The following is a 15,386-nucleotide window of genomic DNA, read 5'->3' as shown; positions in this document are numbered from 1 at the left end:
GCCTCAGCTGTTCGCGGTGCCGCGGGTGACGAGGGAGGCGACGCCGGCGACCATCCGGTCCAGGACGAACCCGGTCAGGCCGACGTAGACGAGCGCCACGATGATGTCGGAGATCAGGGACGAGTTCCACGCGTCCCAGATGAAGAAACCGATGCCGACGCCGCCGATCAGCATCTCCGCCGCCACGATGGCGAGCCACGACAGCCCGACGCCGATCCGAAGGCCCGTGAAGATGTAGGGCGCTGCCGCCGGGATCATGATCTTGGCGAAGTACTCTAGCCCGTTGAGCCGGAGCACCTTGGCGACGTTCACATAGTCCGCCGGAATGTTGCGGATGCCGACGGCCGTGTTGATGATCACCGGCCACACCGAGGTGATGAAGATCACGAAGATCGCTGAGGGCTCGCCGTCCCGGAACGCCGCCAGCGACAGCGGCAGCCAGGCGAGCGGCGGCACGGTCCGGAGCACCTGGAACAACGGGTCGAGCCCGCGCATCGCCCAGGTCGATTGCCCGACCAGCACGCCGAGCGCCACCCCGACCACGGCCGCAATGGCGTATCCCACCGCCACCCGCTGCAGCGAGGCCAGGAGGTGCCAGCCGAGACCCTTGTCGATACCGCCGTTGTCGTAGAAGGGGTGGGCGATCAGCTCCCAGCTGTCCGTCAGCACCTGGCTCGGCGGAGGCAGGCTCGCGCCCGGCGACGAACACGCGATCTCCCAGATGAACAGGATCAGTGCGAGCACCAGCGTAGGCGGCAGCAGCCGCTCGCCGGCATGGGCGAGCAGCGGCTGCAGCCGAGCGGGTCGCGGCGCGGGCTTAACGGGGAGCGCCACCACCGACGCCTGTGTCGAGCCGGCCGGCTTGGCTGTCGAGGGAACGGACTTCAAGGCAGGGGAGGGCATTGGGTGACGTCCTGGTTCGGTATCCATCGGCTGTAGGATGGCGCCGGCCATTGCAGCCGGCGCGATCCGGTCGTCGTCGAGCGCCGCGCGATGGCGGCGACCGGCCGGCCTCACGCCACGCGCTTGATCGAGAGGCTTTCCAGGTAGGCGGAGGGGTTCGCCGGATCGAAGGTCTTGCCGTCGAAGAACGTCTCGACGCCCCGGCTGTCGGAAGCCGGTGCCGCAACGCCGAGGGTTTTCGCCGCCTCGCGCCAGAGGTCCGACCGGTTCACCTTGCCGACCAGCGCCGCGATGTCGGTGTCGGGCGCGAACTTGCCCCAGCGGATGTCCTCGGCCAGGAACCAGCTGTCGTGGCTCTTGAACGGGAAGCTCGCGTCGTCGCGCCAGAACTTCATGAAGTGCGGACTTTCGGCCACGACCTTGCCGTTGCCGTAGTCGTACTCGCCCTTGATCCGGCCGACGATGTCCTTGGCCGGCACGTTGAACCAGGCCCGCTTGGAGACGATGGAGGCCAGTTCCTCCTTGTTGGCCATGTCGTCGGCCCACTGCTGGGCCTCCATCACCGCCATCAGGATCGCCTGCGTCGCGATCGGGTTCTTGTCGACGAAGTCGGCGCGGAGCCCGAGGCTCTTCTCCGGATGTTTCGCCCAGATCTCGGCAGTGTTGACGGCGGTGTAGCCGATCCCCTGGTTGACCAGCTGCGCGTTCCAGGGCTCGCCGACGCAGAACGCGTCCATGGTGCCGACCTTCATGTTCGCCACCATCTGCGGCGGCGGCACCACGATCGTCTCCACGTCCTTGTCCGGATCGATTCCGCCGGCGGCAAGCCAGTAGCGGATCCAGAGGTCGTGGGTCCCGCCCGGGAAGGTCATCGCCACCTTGGCCGCCTGACCCTCGGCCAGCTTCCTGGCGAACACCTCCTTGAGGACGCCGGCATCGGCGCCGACCTTCAGGTCGGCATAGGCCGCGCCCACCGAGATCGCCTGGGCGTCGAGGTTCAGCCGCGCCAGGATGTACATCGGCAGCGGCACGTTGTTCTGCGTCACCTTGCCGGACGAGATCAGGTACGGCATCGGCGTCAGGATGTGCGCGCCGTCGATGCCGCCGCCCTCCAGCCCGAGCACGAGATTGTCGCGCGTCGCGCCCCACGAGGCCTGCTTCAGGATCTCCATGTCAGGCAGGCCGTATTTCTCGAACAGGCCCTTTTCCTTGGCCACGATCAGCGGCGAGGCATCGGTGAGGGCGATGAAGCCGAGCTTCGTGCCCGTCACTTCGGGGCCTGAGCCAGCGGCGAAGGCGCCACCCGGGAAGGTCGCCTTGATGGCGGAGAAGAGGGCCGCCGTTCCGGCGGTCGCGGCGGTGGATTTCAGGAAGCTGCGGCGCGAGAGACTGGTCCCGGAGACGGTCTTGTCGGTCATCGGTCGATCCTTGGCGGTGTCGGCGCTCGGCCTGACGGAAGGGCAAAAACGAAAAAGCGCTGCCGACGGTAAGACCGATCCCGGGGAGGGGACTGATCTCAGGTCGGCAGCGCTGCTCTGTGTGCCCGTCGTCGGGCGTATTCTCTGGAAGGTGGCCTTCGTTGGCGCACTCGGGCTTAGGGTATGCAGAACCCATGCCATACTGACGCGAGGCAGGTCGATCCTGGAAACCGGCCAGTCCGGATCGGTGACCGACAACAGGTCATGCGTTCGGCGGCACAGAATTTGTGCACTGCACGAGGCAATCAGCCCGCGGATTGATCAGGCCCGGTATCTACGCCGAAGCTGCGCAGGTAGCCCGCAACATCGTCGGGATCGAACACGCGTCCGTCGAAGAAGCGGTCTGGATTGAGATCCAGCCGGCCGGTGGCGGTGCCGACCGGAGTCGCGTCCGCCAGCGCGCCCTCCACCTTCGCCGACGCGTTCGGCAGCACAGCGCCTGTCCCGGCGAGCGCCGCGCGGAAGAGGTCTGGCCGGTAGACCCCGGCCGCCTCGGCCTCGGCCGCGGCGGAATAGGAAACCTGGCTCCAGCGGACCATCTGGCTGAAGAACCATAGGGCATGGCTGCGCCAGGGGAACGTCGCCGCGCCGCTGTGGAACGTCAGGAACCGCGGTGTCGGTGTCGCCGGCATTCCCTTTTCCCGGACGATCTCGCCCGACAGCGCCCGCCGGATCACCGCGGCGGCGACCCCCACGATGGCCGGCGCCGCCAACAACTCGGCGAGCTCGGCCCGGTTCTCCGGCGCGTCGGCCCATCGGGCCGCCTTCTCCAGCGCCCGGACCAGTGAGGCGACCCGGGCCGGATAGGCCGCCGCATAGTCGGCGCGGAGCCCGAGGACCTTGCACGGGCTCGACCGCCAGATCTCCACCTTCGGCACGATCAGGACGCCGGCCCCGCCTTCCACCGCCAGGCTGCTCCAGGGTTCGCCGACCGAGAAGCCGTCGATCTGCCCGCTCTCGATCGCCTCCACCATGTAGGGCGGCGGCACCACGATGAGGCGGACGTCAACATCCGGGTCAATTCCAGCTGCGGCGAGGAAGTAGCGGAGCTCGTAGTTGTGCGCCGAGAAGGGGTGCACCATCGCAAACGTCAGCGGATCGCCTCGGCGCTTCCGGACGACCCGGGAGAGAGCCGCGCCGAGGGCGGCCGGCCCGGCGAGGTGTTCGGCGCCCTCCGCCCGCATCGCCGCCCATACGGCCGGACTGACGGTGATCGCATTGCCGCCGAGGCCGAGGGCCATCGGCACCACCATCGGCGTCCTCAGCCCCCCGATACCGAGCGTCGAGGCGATCGGCATCGGGGCCAGCATCTGCGCGGCGTCCAACTGCCCGACGGCCAGACGGTCCCGTATCGACGCCCAGGACGTCTGCCGGACGAGGTTGACCCGAACGCCCTCTGCCTCCGCGAAACCTTTCATGGCGGCCACGACCAGGGCAGCGCAATCCACCAGCGGAATGAAGCCGGCAGTGATGACCGGCAGGTCGCGCCGTCCGCCGGTTTCTCCGAACGGGTCGCTCACGCCGAAATCAGTTCTGTCGTCCATGGTCAACAAGGTTGAACCCTCGGGCCAACGATCCGACTGCAGCCGAAAAGCCGGCAGTCGGGCCGCATGTTTCTCTCGGCGGAGTCGCTCCGACCCGCCCGTTCCCTCGGCGTCGTTGCCGGTTGCGTCCATCTCCGGACGCTCGGAAATCCAGTCGCGCTGCTCAGCCGAGGAGCGACGCGGCCGTGATCACGCTTTGAGCGATCTCGGCCATCCTCTTGTTTTCATTCATGGCGGTCTTGCGGAGCGCCGCGTGGGCTTCCGCTTCAGAAAGCCCCCGGTGTTTCATCAGGATACCCTTTGCCCGCTCGATCAGCTTGCGCTCCGCCAATTCGCTCTTGGCTTCGTCGAGCTCCCGCTTGAGCTTGGAAAAGGCGTTGAACCGGCTGATCGCCATGTCGACGATCGCCTTGATCCGCTCCTTCTTGAGCCCGTCGACCACATAGGCCGAAACGCCGGCATCCACCGCCGCCTCGATCATCTGGGCATCCGACTGGTCGACGAACATGGCGACGGGCCGCGACACCACGCGGCTGACCTGGAACATCTGCTCCAGCACGTCGCGGCTCGGGTTCTCCAGGTCGATGATGACCACGTCCGGATCGAGAGCAACAAGCCTTTTCAACAGGTTGGCCATTCCGGTGAGGACGGTGATCTCCACCGCGCCGGCAGCCCGCAGGCCATCCTCGAGGATGGCCGCCCGAACCTGGTTATCGTCGATGACAGCGACTTTGGTCGGCGGCTGGCTCATGCGGTCCTGTGGTTCTGATCCGGATGTTGCCATGCAACGGCCGTGCCGGTTGTCGCCGGTCAGCGGGCGACGCCGTTGAGCACGAGGGCGACATGCTCGGCGACCAGCGCGTCCTGCTCCAGCCGGCCGTCGGCGCGGTACCATTCGCAAATGCCCGTCAGGAGGGCGATCAGGGCGAAGGTCGCGACCTTGACGTCGAGCGGCCGGAACGCCCCGCAGTCCACCCCGCTTTGCAGGATGTCCTCCACCACACGCTCATACGTCGAGCGCATATCGACGATTACGCTCCTGTTTTCAGGTTCAAGACTGCGCAACTCGCTGTTCGCGATGTAGACCTGCATCTTGCGCGTCATGTGATAGCGCAGATGAAAAGCCGAGAAGGCGCGGAGTCGATCAAGCGGAGTCTGATGCCCCTCGAGCGCGACATGGAGATTCACGATCAGATGATCCATGTGGTCGCGGACGATGTCGAACAGAAGGGTCTGCTTGTTGGCGAAATACTTGTAGAGCGAGCCCGGCTGTATCCCGACTTCCGCCGCCAGCTGCCGCATGCCGACGGCCTCGAAGCCGTGGGCGTAGATCAGCCGGATGCCGGCTTCCCGGATCGCCTTTGCCGTCTTCTCCCCGCTCGACCCGATGGTCCGTGCCATTGTTCCGCTGCCCCCGCAATCCCCGCGGTGTAGGACGGGCCGGCGCCGGCGGCAAGCGGGCGTTTCAGCCCACCCGGCCGGCCATCTCCGCCAGCAGGGCTTCCGCCGTCGGGACGTCGGTAGCGAGCCCGTTGATCAGCTTGCCGCCGATCGCCGCCGCGATGGCCGGAACCTTCGCAGCCGACAGCGCCGCCCCGAGCCGCACCGGCGCGCGGGCGAGATCAGCCACCGGGATCGACATCGTCCGATTGTCGAAGGTTGTGCCGACCGGCTGCCCGTCGCGCCCGAAGAAACGTGCGCAGATCGTGCCAACCGCCCCGCGCGCAACGAGTTCTTCCGTCAGCGCGTCGTCCACCAGCCCGTGCCGGAAGATGGTGGCCGACGGCGAGATCGCGCCCACGCCGACCAGCGCGATTGTAACCCGCCGCATCAGGCTGAACACCGACCGCACCGTCCCGGTATCGTGCAGCACCCCCGCGATCCGGTCGTCGTCGACGATCGCCGGCACGGGCAGCTGCCAGGCGCGTGCGCCGAGGCCGGCGGCGAGGCGGCGGCAGACTTCGCTGGAATGGCTCGGCTCCTCAGGGGCGCCCACTCCGCCGACCAGGGAGACCACGTCGATGTCCTGGGTGAGGCCGCGCCGGGCGGCGAGCGCCACCGCGGCGACCGAAGCGCCGTCCGAAACGCCGATCACATCCCCCGGCTTGACCATGTCCTCGACCATGCGAGCGACAGCTTTGCCAAGGATATCAAGTGTTTGCGAGGGATTGACACGATCCTCCACGACCACGGCGTACTTCAGCCCCAGCCCTTTCTGCAGCCGGGCCTCCATGTCCTGGTTCCGGAACGCCTTGGGTGCAACCTGGATCTCCACATAGCCGAGGTCGAGCGCCGTCCGGAGGCACCGGCTGACGGTCGATTCGGAGATGTCGAGGATGCGGGCGATCTCGGTCTGCTGCAGCCTCTGCTCATAGCGCAGGCGGGCAGCCCGGATGATCAGGTCCTCGCTGCGGCGGGGGCGCGGCATCGTCAATCCCGGAGGGAGGAGCAAGTGCCGGACGGCGGCGGAAGGCCCCGCCCGGCGTCGGATCAGGCTTCCATGCGCTTTGCAACGATGGAGCGCAACTCCTTGAGATCCTTGGCGAACATCCGGATGCCCTCGGCCAGTTTCTCGGTCGCCATCGGGTTCTGGTTCATCGCCCAGCGGAACGATTTCTCGTCCTGCTCGATCCGCGCCGGACGCGTCGCGACAGTGTCCGGCGAGAGCTTGCGCTCCAGCGTGCCGGTGTCGGCGGCGAGCTGGTCGAGCAGCGCCGGCGAGATCGTCAGGCGGTCGCAACCGGCCAAAGCTTCCACTTCGCCGACGTTGCGGAAAGAGGCCGCCATCACAACCGTCTTGATGCCGTGGGTTTTATAATAGTCGTAGATGCCCCGGACCGAGACGACGCCCGGATCCTCCTCGGCGGTGTAGGTGCGCCCCTCCGCCTTGACATACCAGTCGAGAATGCGCCCAACGAAAGGTGAAATCAGGAACGCGTCTGCATTCGCGCAGGCGATCGCCTGTGCAATGTCGAAGATCAACGTCATGTTGCAGTCGATGCCCTCGGCCTGCAGGATCTTCGCGGCCTGGATCCCTTCCCATGTACCGGCGATCTTGATCAGGATCTTTTCACGACCGATGCCGTTGGCCTGATAGGCGGCGATGATGGCGCGCGCCTTGTTGACCGTTGCTTCGGTGTCGAAGGAGAGGTCGGCGTCCACTTCGGTCGAGACGCGGCCCGGGACGATCCGGGCGAGTTCCGTGCCGACTGCAACGGCTAGCCGATCCGCAATGGCGCCGACAACCGCCTCACGGGCACCGCCCTGACCCTTGCCCCAGGCAAGCGCATCGGCGATCACCCGCTCGTAGGCCGGCAGCGGCACCGCCTTCAGGACGAGCGTCGGATTCGTCGTGCAATCAACGGGTTGCAGGCGCTTGATGGCGTCGATGTCACCGGTGTCGGCGACCACCACGGTCATTGTCTTCAGCTGTTCCAGCTTGCTCGGCGTACCCATGGCGCACTCCACCCAATCGGCCGGCCAGCCAGCCGGCGCATGTTTCACCGGGGATAACGCACGACGACCGCCCGTTTCTCCCCTCATGCTGATGGATGTAGCCCACGATCTCTGTAATTGCAAGAAATCCAAAAAAGAAAGAAATTGCAGAAACGTTCTCGTAGACGTGTAGTCGTGTTTTTCGACGCGAGAGACGGCTACGTAGCCTATGGGCAATGGAAGCGAGGATCACAGCCGTCCCGCAGCGCGATCGATCGGGTCGCATCCGGCCGGGCGCGTTATCCCCGCGCTCCGGCGCCGTGCTATTCCAAGCGTCGTCGGAACGAGACACGGGGAACGGCGATGGAGCGGACGAGCACGATCGACGCGGACGATCCGAACGGGGCCCTCACCGCATCCCGGAAGCGACGGCAAGATCGCGCTGCGGGCCGGCGCCGGTGTCGAGTTCGAGGTTCAGCCAGAGCGCGCGGGGAAGGATGACCGGATGCATGCGGCTGTCGAAGATCCGTTCGTAGTGCATCGAGCCGTCCTCCTCGTAGAAGACGGTGGGAAGCTCCGCGGCGAGATGCGCGGGGTCGCAAACCCTCGCGGCGAGGCGCTCGGCAAGGTCGGCGGCCTCGCGGTTGGTGCGGCAGGCGGGCAGGCGCAGGTGCAGCCAGACGCGGGCGTGCGGCCCGAGCTTGTCGTAGGGCTCGGCCCCGCCGGCGAGCACGTCGAACCCGTTCGCCGTTGCGAAGGCGCGGATCGCCGCCAGCGCTTCGTCCGTGTCGGAACAGTCGACGACCACCGCCAGGGTGGCGATCGGCGGCGACGTCGGCAGCAGCGCGTCGGCTTCGTCGTCGAAGGGCAGGTCGAAGCCGTCGATCATGGGGTACTCCGGAAAGGGCTGGTCAGGTCCGGAAGCCGCGTTCGGTGAGGAAGCGCTTCAGGGCGTCGGGAAACGGCACGGTGCGCGAGGCGCCTTCCGGGCAGCCGTCGGTGCTCGCCACGGTGCATTCCTCCACGTCGTCCTCCGGGCTCGGTCGGTAGGCGCGGGTGAACGCCGACCAGGCGTCTGCACCTTCGCCGACTCGGGCCTTGGCGGCGATCCAGCCCGCCCAGAAGCCCGGCGAGGCCTCGCCACCCGCCTCCACGAGCCTGTTCTCGATCTCGTCGAGCCAGCCCCGGTGGGTGTCGAGGAAGCGCGGCTCCGCCGAGACGTCGACGACCCTGCCGCCCTGGAGAGCGCGGATGGTCAGCGGCGCCTCGCTGCAGGCATAGCAGTCGAAGGCGTAGAGGAAATCGTTGTCCACGGTGACGAGTTCACTGACCCCGTCGCCGTCGGCATCCCGGATGATTCCGGGACCCCCACCGTCCCAGTTGCCCATGAAGACGGCCTTCCAGCGCCCCGCGCCGACCCGTTCCGCGACCTTGACGGTCGTGCAGCAGTGGGCGCCGCCGGTGAAGCTGGTGAAGGCGACCTCCGGACCTTCGACGTCGGGATCCATCTCCAGGATGGCCGCCTCGCCCTGCGGAAAGTCGAAGCCTGAGGCCTCGCCGACCACCGTCAGCGCCTTGGCGCCGTCCTCAAGGATGGTGAGGACCGGCACGTCCGCCCGCACGCCCTCGACCCGGCGCTTCTCCATGGCAAGCCGGATTGTGACCGCCCCGACGGTCTGGCTCGCCTTCGGCTGCGTCTCGTCGAGCACCAGCCAGGTCGGCTCGTCCGCCCGGACGGCGGGCGCGGCGATGACGAAGAAGGCGACGGCGAGCAGGAGGCGCATGACAGACGTCCCGGACACGAGCGAGGGCGGGTCAAGGCTAGACCGATTCCGGCCCTGATTGAGCAAGATCAATGTGGCGATCCACCGGCTGCGCGACGATGGGGACAACGGCCGCCGAAGCTGTGGACGGCCGATGTGCATGATGGAGGAATTGACCCGTGAATGCGCCCCAACGCCATCTCACCCGCGTGCGCCTGGAACTGGCTCGCACCAAGGGCTTCCCGGACGGCTCGCGCGAACACGGCTATGAGTTCGTCGCCCCGCTCGACGCCGACGGCAAGTTGGACCCCGCCGCCTGGAAGAGCGTGCGCGACCGCTGCCGCGTCCGCCGCTTCTGGGGCAAGGAGAACGACGACATCGGCCACCTCATCCACCGTCCGGGCGGAAGCTGGGCCTTCCACTACGACATCGACGGGGACGAGGACGACGAGGCCGGCTATCGCCTCAAGGAGCACACCTTCAACCTCGGCGACTACGTGTCGATCCGCGACGACGACGGCGAACTGCACACCTTCCGCGTGGTGAGCACCGAGGCTGTCCCGGGCTGAGGCCGGGGCGGCGGCCGAGAATGGCGGGGGCGGTCTGCCGCTGCAAAACACGCGGTTTCCATCCCGAGGCGACATAGTCCGCGATGGCAGAGCGCACGCGCTTCTGTGGGCGCGGCGACCTATTCGGATCGTCCGACCCCTATCCCACAACCCGTCATGGTCCGCGGAGGCGGACCACCCACGCCTTTGTGGACGCGACTTGGCTCGGCTTCGACGCTCCGGGCGTGATCCTGGAAAAATGCGTGGGTGGTCCGCCTTCGCGGACCATGACGGGTTTCGGGTAGCACAAGGTGGCGGTGGGCTGGCAGGCGGTGGGTGATGGCCCGCTTTTGCTGGCGCGGCTACCTATTCGGATAGGCTGGTGCCTAACCCCCAACCCGTCATGGTCCGCGGAGGCGGACCACCCACGCCTTTGTGGGCGCGACTTGGCTCGGCTTCGACGCTCCGGGCGTCATCCTGGAAAAACGCGTGGGTGGTCCGCCTCCGCGGACCATGACGGGGTAGCGGTCGCGGACGGTGGTGTGGGGTAGCCGGCGGTGGGTGATGGCCCGCTTTTGTTGGCGCGGCTACCTATTCGGATCGTCCGATCCCTATCCCCCAACCCGTCATGGTCCGCGAAGGCGGACCACCCACGCCTTTGTGGGCGCGACTTGGCTGGGCTTGGAGGTTGGGGCGCCATCCCGGAAAAACGCGTGGGTGGTCCGCCTTCGCGGACCATGACGGGTTCAGGGCTGCGGACGGTGGTGGTGGTGGGTAGGCGTCCCGCCGTTCAGGCGCTCACGCGGCGTCCGGCTCCATGCTGGTGCCCTGGCTGAAGGCGCTTTCCACGTCGAGGGTGACGGCCATGACCTCCGGGCTTTCCGGTTCCGGATGGGCCTCGAAGCCGAGGGCGTGGCACATAGCGAGCATGGTGGTGTTCTCGCGCAGCACCTCGCCGCGGATCTCGCTGTAGCCCTCCTGGTGGGCGAAGCGGATGAGGATGCGCATCAGCTCCCAGCCGAGCCCTTTGCCCTTGAGGTCGGAGCGGACCGCGATGGCGTATTCGCCGTGGGTGTGGGTGGGGTCGCCGTGCAGGCGGACGGCGCCGAGCATCTCGCCGGTGGCTTCCTCGATGGCGATGAAAGCCATGGCGCGCGCGTAGTCGATCTGCGTCAGGCGCGCGATGAAGGCGTGGCCGAGCTCGCGCACCCGGGCGAAGAAGCGCAGGCGCATGTCCTCGTCCGTCATCCGGGCGAAGAAGGGTGGATAGAGGCGTTCGTCCTCCGGCCGGAGCGGGCGGACGCGGACGACCATGCCGTCCTTCAGCGTCAGTGTCTGGTCCCAGTCGGCAGGATAGGGGCGGATGGCCAGGCGCGGGTGGCCGACGGAGGGAACCACGCGGCTGATCTCCGGCGCGGTGTCGGCGCGGATGGAGATGCGGGCGTCCACGGTGATTACCCGCTGCTCGTCGGCGATGATCGGGTTGAGGTCGATCTCGCGGATGCGCGGCTCGTCGGCGATGAGTTGCGACAGCTTGACGAGGCCGAGCGCGAGCCGTTCGCGGTCGACCGGCTTGCGGTCGCGGTAGCCGGCGAGCTGGCGGCTGACCCGGGTACGGCTGATCAGGTCATGGGCGAGGTTGACGTCGAGCGGCGGCAGCGCGAGCGCCTTGTCGTTGATCACCTCCACGGCGGTGCCGCCGCGGCCGAACACGATGATCGGGCCGAACACCGGGTCGTCGGCGACGCCGGCGATCAGCTCCACCGCCTTCGGCGCGACGATCATCGGATGCAGCGTGACGCCCTCGATGCGAGCGTCCGGGCGGGCGGCGCGGGCGCGGGCGAGGATCCGCTCGGTGGCGCGTTTCACCGCGCCGGCGGTGGTGAGCTCCAGCTCCACGCCGCCGACGTCGGACTTGTGGATGATGTCGGGCGACGCGATCTTGGCGACGATCGCCTTGGTGCTGGCGAAGAGCTCCACCGCCCGCTCGGCCGCCTCGTCCGGGTCGGCGGCGAAGACGGCGGGTACGGCCGGGATCTGGTAGGCGGCGAGCACGTCGGAGACTTCGGTGGCGGTGAGCCAGGTGCGCCCGTCGGCGAGCGCCTTGTCGACCGTGGCGCGCATCCGCGCCCGGTCCGGCTCGAAGCCGGCGAGGAGATCCGGCGGCGCGGCGGTCAGCGCCTCCTGCGCCTCGGCATGGCGGACCAGCTGCATCAGCCCTTCGACCGCCCGGTTGGGCGAGGACAGCACCGGGATCTTGGCGGCGGCGAACACCGCCTCCGAGCCGTCGTCCGAACCGAGCCAGGCGGCGATCACCGGCTTGCCGCGCAGGTGCGTGCGCTTGTGGGTGGCGACGGCCTGGACGACAGCCTCGGCCGCCGACTTGGACGAGGCGAGGGCGGTCGGGCAGTTGAGCACCAGCACCGCGTCGTTCGACTTGTCCTCCAGCAGCGCCCCGAGCGCGGCGGCGTAGCGCTCCGGCGGTGCGTCGCCTACGATGTCGACAGGGTTGCCGCCCGACCAGCCTGCCGGCAGCAGCGCGTTCAGCGCCTCCAGCGTCGCGTCGGAGAGGGCGGCGGGCGTGCCGCCGAGGTCGATCAGCCGGTCCACCGCGAGCACACCGGCGCCGCCGCCGTTGGTGAGGATCGCGATCCGCCGGCCGGCTATGCGCGGCACGTGGCTGAGCGTTTCGGCGGCCGCGAAGAGCTGGCCGAGGTCGTCGACGCGCAGCAGGCCCGCCCGGCGGAAGGCGGCGTCGTAGACCGCGTCCACTCCGGCGAGCGCACCGGTGTGGGAGGCGGCAGCCCGGGCGCCGGCGGCATGGCGGCCGGACTTGATGACCACCACCGGCTTCATGCGCGCCGCGGCGCGGGCGGCCGACATGAAGGCCCGCGCATCGCGCACCGCTTCCACGTAGAGGAGGATGGCGCGGGTGCGATGGTCGAGCGCGAAATGGTCGATGAGTTCGGCGAAGCCGACGTCGAGGGCGTCGCCGATCGAGGCGAGGCCGGAGAAGCCGACCTCGTTCTTCTCCGCCCAGTCGAGCACGGAGGTGAGGATCGCCCCGGACTGCGAGATCAGCGCCAGGTCGCCCTTGCGGCCGGGCCGCTGTGCGAAGCTGGCGTTGACCCCGGCGTTGGGCGCCAGCACGCCGATGCAGTTCGGCCCGATCACGCGCATCTCGTGGCGGCGGGCGATCGCAACCGTCTCCTCGCCGAGCGAACCCGGGCCGCGGCCCATGCCGGCGGTGATCACCACCACGGCCCGGCAGCCGCGCTTTCCGAGCGCTTCCACGACCGCCGGGACGCCGGCGGCCGGGACGACGATCACGCCGAGGTCGGGGGCGACCGGCAGCGCCTCCACCGACGGGTGGAGCGGCAGGCCGTCGATCTCGCCGCCCTTCGGGTTGACCAGCTGGAGCCGGTCGCGCGCGCCGTCGATCAGGTTTCGCGCGACGATCGCGCCTACCGATCCCGGCCGGCTGCTGGCGCCGACGACGGCGATGGAACGGGGATTGAAGAAGGCGTCGATCGCTTCAAGGGTGGTGGGCATGGCACTCGCCGCAAGGCAGAAAGAATAGGGGACGACGCGGATACCCCTCTTTCGAAGGCCGCGCCGGCTTCGGGTGCTTCGTCCCATCGATATCTTGGCGACGCCTGTGCCGGCGTCTTGGTCCCCGGGTCGGCTTGTGGCCGCCGCTCTCCGGGGACGGGGGATGCGGATCCGCGCGATCAGTGCGCCAAAAGCGTCGGGACGACCATCGTCTCCAGCATGCCGCGGGTGGCGCCGCCCACGATGAACTCGCGCAGGCGGCTGTGCCCGTAGGCGCCCATCACCAGGAGATCGGCGTCGGTCTCCCGGACGCGGGCGTTGAGCGTGCCGGAGATGTCGCCCGCGTCGCGGTTGACGGTGTTGATGGTGACCGCGAGGCCATGGCGCGACAGATAGGTCGCGACGTCCGCGCCCGGCTCGCCGGCCCACGCCTTCGACGAGGCGACGATGGTGATCTCGATCGACTTGGCCAGGCTGATCATCGGCAGCGCCGCGTGTACGGCCCGCGCGGCGGTGGACGAGCCGTCCCAGGCGATCATGACATTGTCCACCTTGAAGGGCTTTTTCCAGCCGGTCGGCACCAGCAGCAGCGGTACCCCGGCCTCGAACATCACCGCTTCGATCAGCGTGCTGCGCATCGGCTCCGGCTGGTCGTAGTTCTCCTGCCCGATCACCACGAGGTCGGAGAGGTGCGCCTGCCCGATCACCGGCTGCGTCGCGCCGGCCAGCAGCGTCAGCGTGCGCGCGTCGGCCGGAACGCCGGCCGCGGCAGCCCGGGCGGCGAAGCTGTCGGAGGCCTTGCGGGCCTGCCGCTCGGCCTCCTCGATCGCGCCGACGATGTAGTCGGCCGGAATCGGGGAGGCAAGGAACCCCGGCGCCAGCGGCTCCATGGCGAGCGCAAGCCCGGTGACATGCGCCCCGTGCGCGGCGGCGAGGTCGAGTGCCAGCGCCGGACCGGGCATCGCGTCGTCGTAGAGGTCGACGATGGTGAAGACGTCCTTGATCGCCATGGCTTACCGTCCTTGTCCGGGCCCCGGGCCCCGCTCTCAGGGTCGAGCGGTGAACGACCCTGGCCGCTGAAGTCTGCCGGCAGGTCCGGCAACGGGAAAGCCCCCCGCCCGCGCCGCCGCACCTGCCACGCCAACGGTCATGCCACGTCGGGTGTTCCGTCGTCCTTGAGGTCGATCAAGGATCGACCGGCATTACCAGTCGCCGAGCGTCGCCTGGATGACCGCCAGCGCCGCGACCGCCGCCGTATCCGCGCGCAGGATACGCGGCCCGAGTGGCACGGCTGTGACGAAGGGCAGCGCCCGGAGGGTACGCCGCTCGGCCTCCGAAAACCCGCCCTCCGGCCCGATCAGCACCGCAAGCGGCCCGCGCCCGAGCGCCTGCAGCGCTGGCACCGGGTTCGTCGTCTCCTCGCCCTCGTCGCAGAAGATGAGGCGCCGGCCCGGCTCCTCCGCCGCGAATCGGGCGAGCGTCCGCTCCAGCTTCTCCTCGTCCTCGACCGCCGGCACATGCAGCACGCCGCACTGCTCGGCGGCCTCCACCACGTTGGCGCGCATCCGCTCCAGGTTCACCCGCGCCGCCTGGGTGTGCTGGGTGAGCACCGGCCGCATCCGCCCGACGCCCATCTCCACCGCCTTCTGGACCATGTAGTCGAGCCGCGCGTGCTTGAGCGGGGCGAAGAGGTAGAGAAGATCCGGCGCCGGCGGCTGCGGCCGCGTCCGTTCTCCCACGACCAGTTCGGCCGCCTTGCGCGACGTCGGCGCAAGCCGCGCCCGATACTCGCCGGAAACCCCGTCGAACACCAGCACGGCGGCATCCGCCGGCAGCCGCAGGACCGCCATCAGGTAGTTCGCCTGCTCCTTGTCGAGCGCCACGGTCTCGCCAACGGCGAGGGGGCCGGAGACGAAGAGGCGAGGCGTTCGGAAATCGGAGTGGGCCATGGGAGGCAACGCGCCCGGATCGGTGCGGTTCGTCGGCCGACAAGAACGAGCCATTGGGAGCGCCGGATGTGCGAGCGCACAGAGTCGACCAGGCAGGCTCCTGAACCGGTAGCCCAGCTCCGTTCGCAACTCAATCAGCGTTCCGATAAGCTCAACTGGCGACAGGTGCCGGGAGTGAGAATCAATCGTCGTCTCCGACAATTGGATGGGTATC

At 68.6% G+C, this 15,386-nt stretch carries 13 protein-coding genes; 1 reads left to right on the top strand and 12 read right to left on the bottom strand.

What is annotated here, in order from left to right:
* Nucleotides 1–3: 3 nt before the first annotated feature.
* From ntrB to HZ321_RS01360, 9 genes are all read right to left on the bottom strand, one after another.
* On the bottom strand, nucleotides 4–903 hold the full coding sequence (gene ntrB / locus HZ321_RS01400) for a nitrate ABC transporter permease (RefSeq protein ID WP_181699474.1): 900 nt from the start codon (nucleotides 901–903) through the stop codon (nucleotides 4–6).
* A gap of 110 nt (nucleotides 904–1,013) precedes the next feature.
* On the bottom strand, nucleotides 1,014–2,321 hold the full coding sequence (locus HZ321_RS01395) for a CmpA/NrtA family ABC transporter substrate-binding protein (protein ID WP_181699472.1): 1,308 nt from the start codon (nucleotides 2,319–2,321) through the stop codon (nucleotides 1,014–1,016).
* Nucleotides 2,322–2,626: 305 nt separating this feature from the next.
* Nucleotides 2,627–3,925: a CmpA/NrtA family ABC transporter substrate-binding protein gene (locus HZ321_RS01390; RefSeq protein WP_181699470.1), complete on the bottom strand. Its 1,299-nt coding sequence runs from the start codon at nucleotides 3,923–3,925 to the stop codon at nucleotides 2,627–2,629.
* Between the two features lie 163 nt (nucleotides 3,926–4,088).
* A complete protein-coding gene (locus HZ321_RS01385) occupies nucleotides 4,089–4,676 on the bottom strand; it encodes an ANTAR domain-containing response regulator (RefSeq protein WP_181699469.1) in 588 nt (195 codons plus the stop codon).
* A 59-nt stretch (nucleotides 4,677–4,735) separates the two neighbouring features.
* The gene (locus tag HZ321_RS01380; RefSeq protein ID WP_181699467.1) at nucleotides 4,736–5,326 is read right to left on the bottom strand and encodes a TetR/AcrR family transcriptional regulator; all 591 of its coding nucleotides are present in this window, start codon (nucleotides 5,324–5,326) and stop codon (nucleotides 4,736–4,738) included.
* A 64-nt stretch (nucleotides 5,327–5,390) separates the two neighbouring features.
* Nucleotides 5,391–6,353, bottom strand: coding sequence for a sugar-binding transcriptional regulator (locus tag HZ321_RS01375; protein WP_181699465.1), 963 nt, complete (start codon nucleotides 6,351–6,353; stop codon nucleotides 5,391–5,393).
* Nucleotides 6,354–6,415: 62 nt separating this feature from the next.
* Nucleotides 6,416–7,381 (bottom strand): transaldolase, encoded by a 966-nt coding sequence (tal, locus tag HZ321_RS01370; protein WP_181701692.1) that lies wholly within the window; start codon nucleotides 7,379–7,381, stop codon nucleotides 6,416–6,418.
* A gap of 388 nt (nucleotides 7,382–7,769) precedes the next feature.
* On the bottom strand, nucleotides 7,770–8,249 hold the full coding sequence (locus HZ321_RS01365; RefSeq protein WP_181699463.1) for a hypothetical protein: 480 nt from the start codon (nucleotides 8,247–8,249) through the stop codon (nucleotides 7,770–7,772).
* Nucleotides 8,250–8,271: 22 nt separating this feature from the next.
* Nucleotides 8,272–9,144 (bottom strand): hypothetical protein, encoded by an 873-nt coding sequence (locus HZ321_RS01360; RefSeq protein ID WP_181699461.1) that lies wholly within the window; start codon nucleotides 9,142–9,144, stop codon nucleotides 8,272–8,274.
* A gap of 158 nt (nucleotides 9,145–9,302) precedes the next feature.
* On the opposite strand from HZ321_RS01360, the gene HZ321_RS01355 reads away from it, so the two are divergent.
* Complete coding sequence (locus tag HZ321_RS01355; RefSeq protein WP_181699459.1) at nucleotides 9,303–9,692, top strand: sortase family protein; 390 nt, start codon at nucleotides 9,303–9,305, stop codon at nucleotides 9,690–9,692.
* Nucleotides 9,693–10,469: 777 nt separating this feature from the next.
* On the opposite strand, the gene HZ321_RS01350 is transcribed toward HZ321_RS01355, so the two are convergent.
* The 3 genes from HZ321_RS01350 to HZ321_RS01340 all read right to left on the bottom strand — a co-directional run bounded on the left by HZ321_RS01350 (nucleotide 10,470) and on the right by HZ321_RS01340 (nucleotide 15,172).
* Nucleotides 10,470–13,223, bottom strand: a complete 2,754-nt coding sequence (locus HZ321_RS01350; RefSeq protein ID WP_181699458.1) for a bifunctional acetate--CoA ligase family protein/GNAT family N-acetyltransferase — start codon at nucleotides 13,221–13,223, stop codon at nucleotides 10,470–10,472.
* Between the two features lie 179 nt (nucleotides 13,224–13,402).
* Complete coding sequence (locus HZ321_RS01345; RefSeq protein ID WP_181699456.1) at nucleotides 13,403–14,233, bottom strand: universal stress protein; 831 nt, start codon at nucleotides 14,231–14,233, stop codon at nucleotides 13,403–13,405.
* 192 nt (nucleotides 14,234–14,425) lie between these two features.
* Nucleotides 14,426–15,172, bottom strand: a complete 747-nt coding sequence (locus HZ321_RS01340) for a 16S rRNA (uracil(1498)-N(3))-methyltransferase (protein WP_181699454.1) — start codon at nucleotides 15,170–15,172, stop codon at nucleotides 14,426–14,428.
* Nucleotides 15,173–15,386: the final 214 nt, after the last annotated feature.

Origin of the sequence: Chthonobacter albigriseus, from assembly GCF_013839445.1 — a bacterium.
Classification (GTDB): domain Bacteria; phylum Pseudomonadota; class Alphaproteobacteria; order Rhizobiales; family Pleomorphomonadaceae; genus Chthonobacter; species Chthonobacter albigriseus.
Note: the sequence above shows the minus strand (reverse complement) of the source record. Positions and strands in the feature narration are given on the sequence as shown.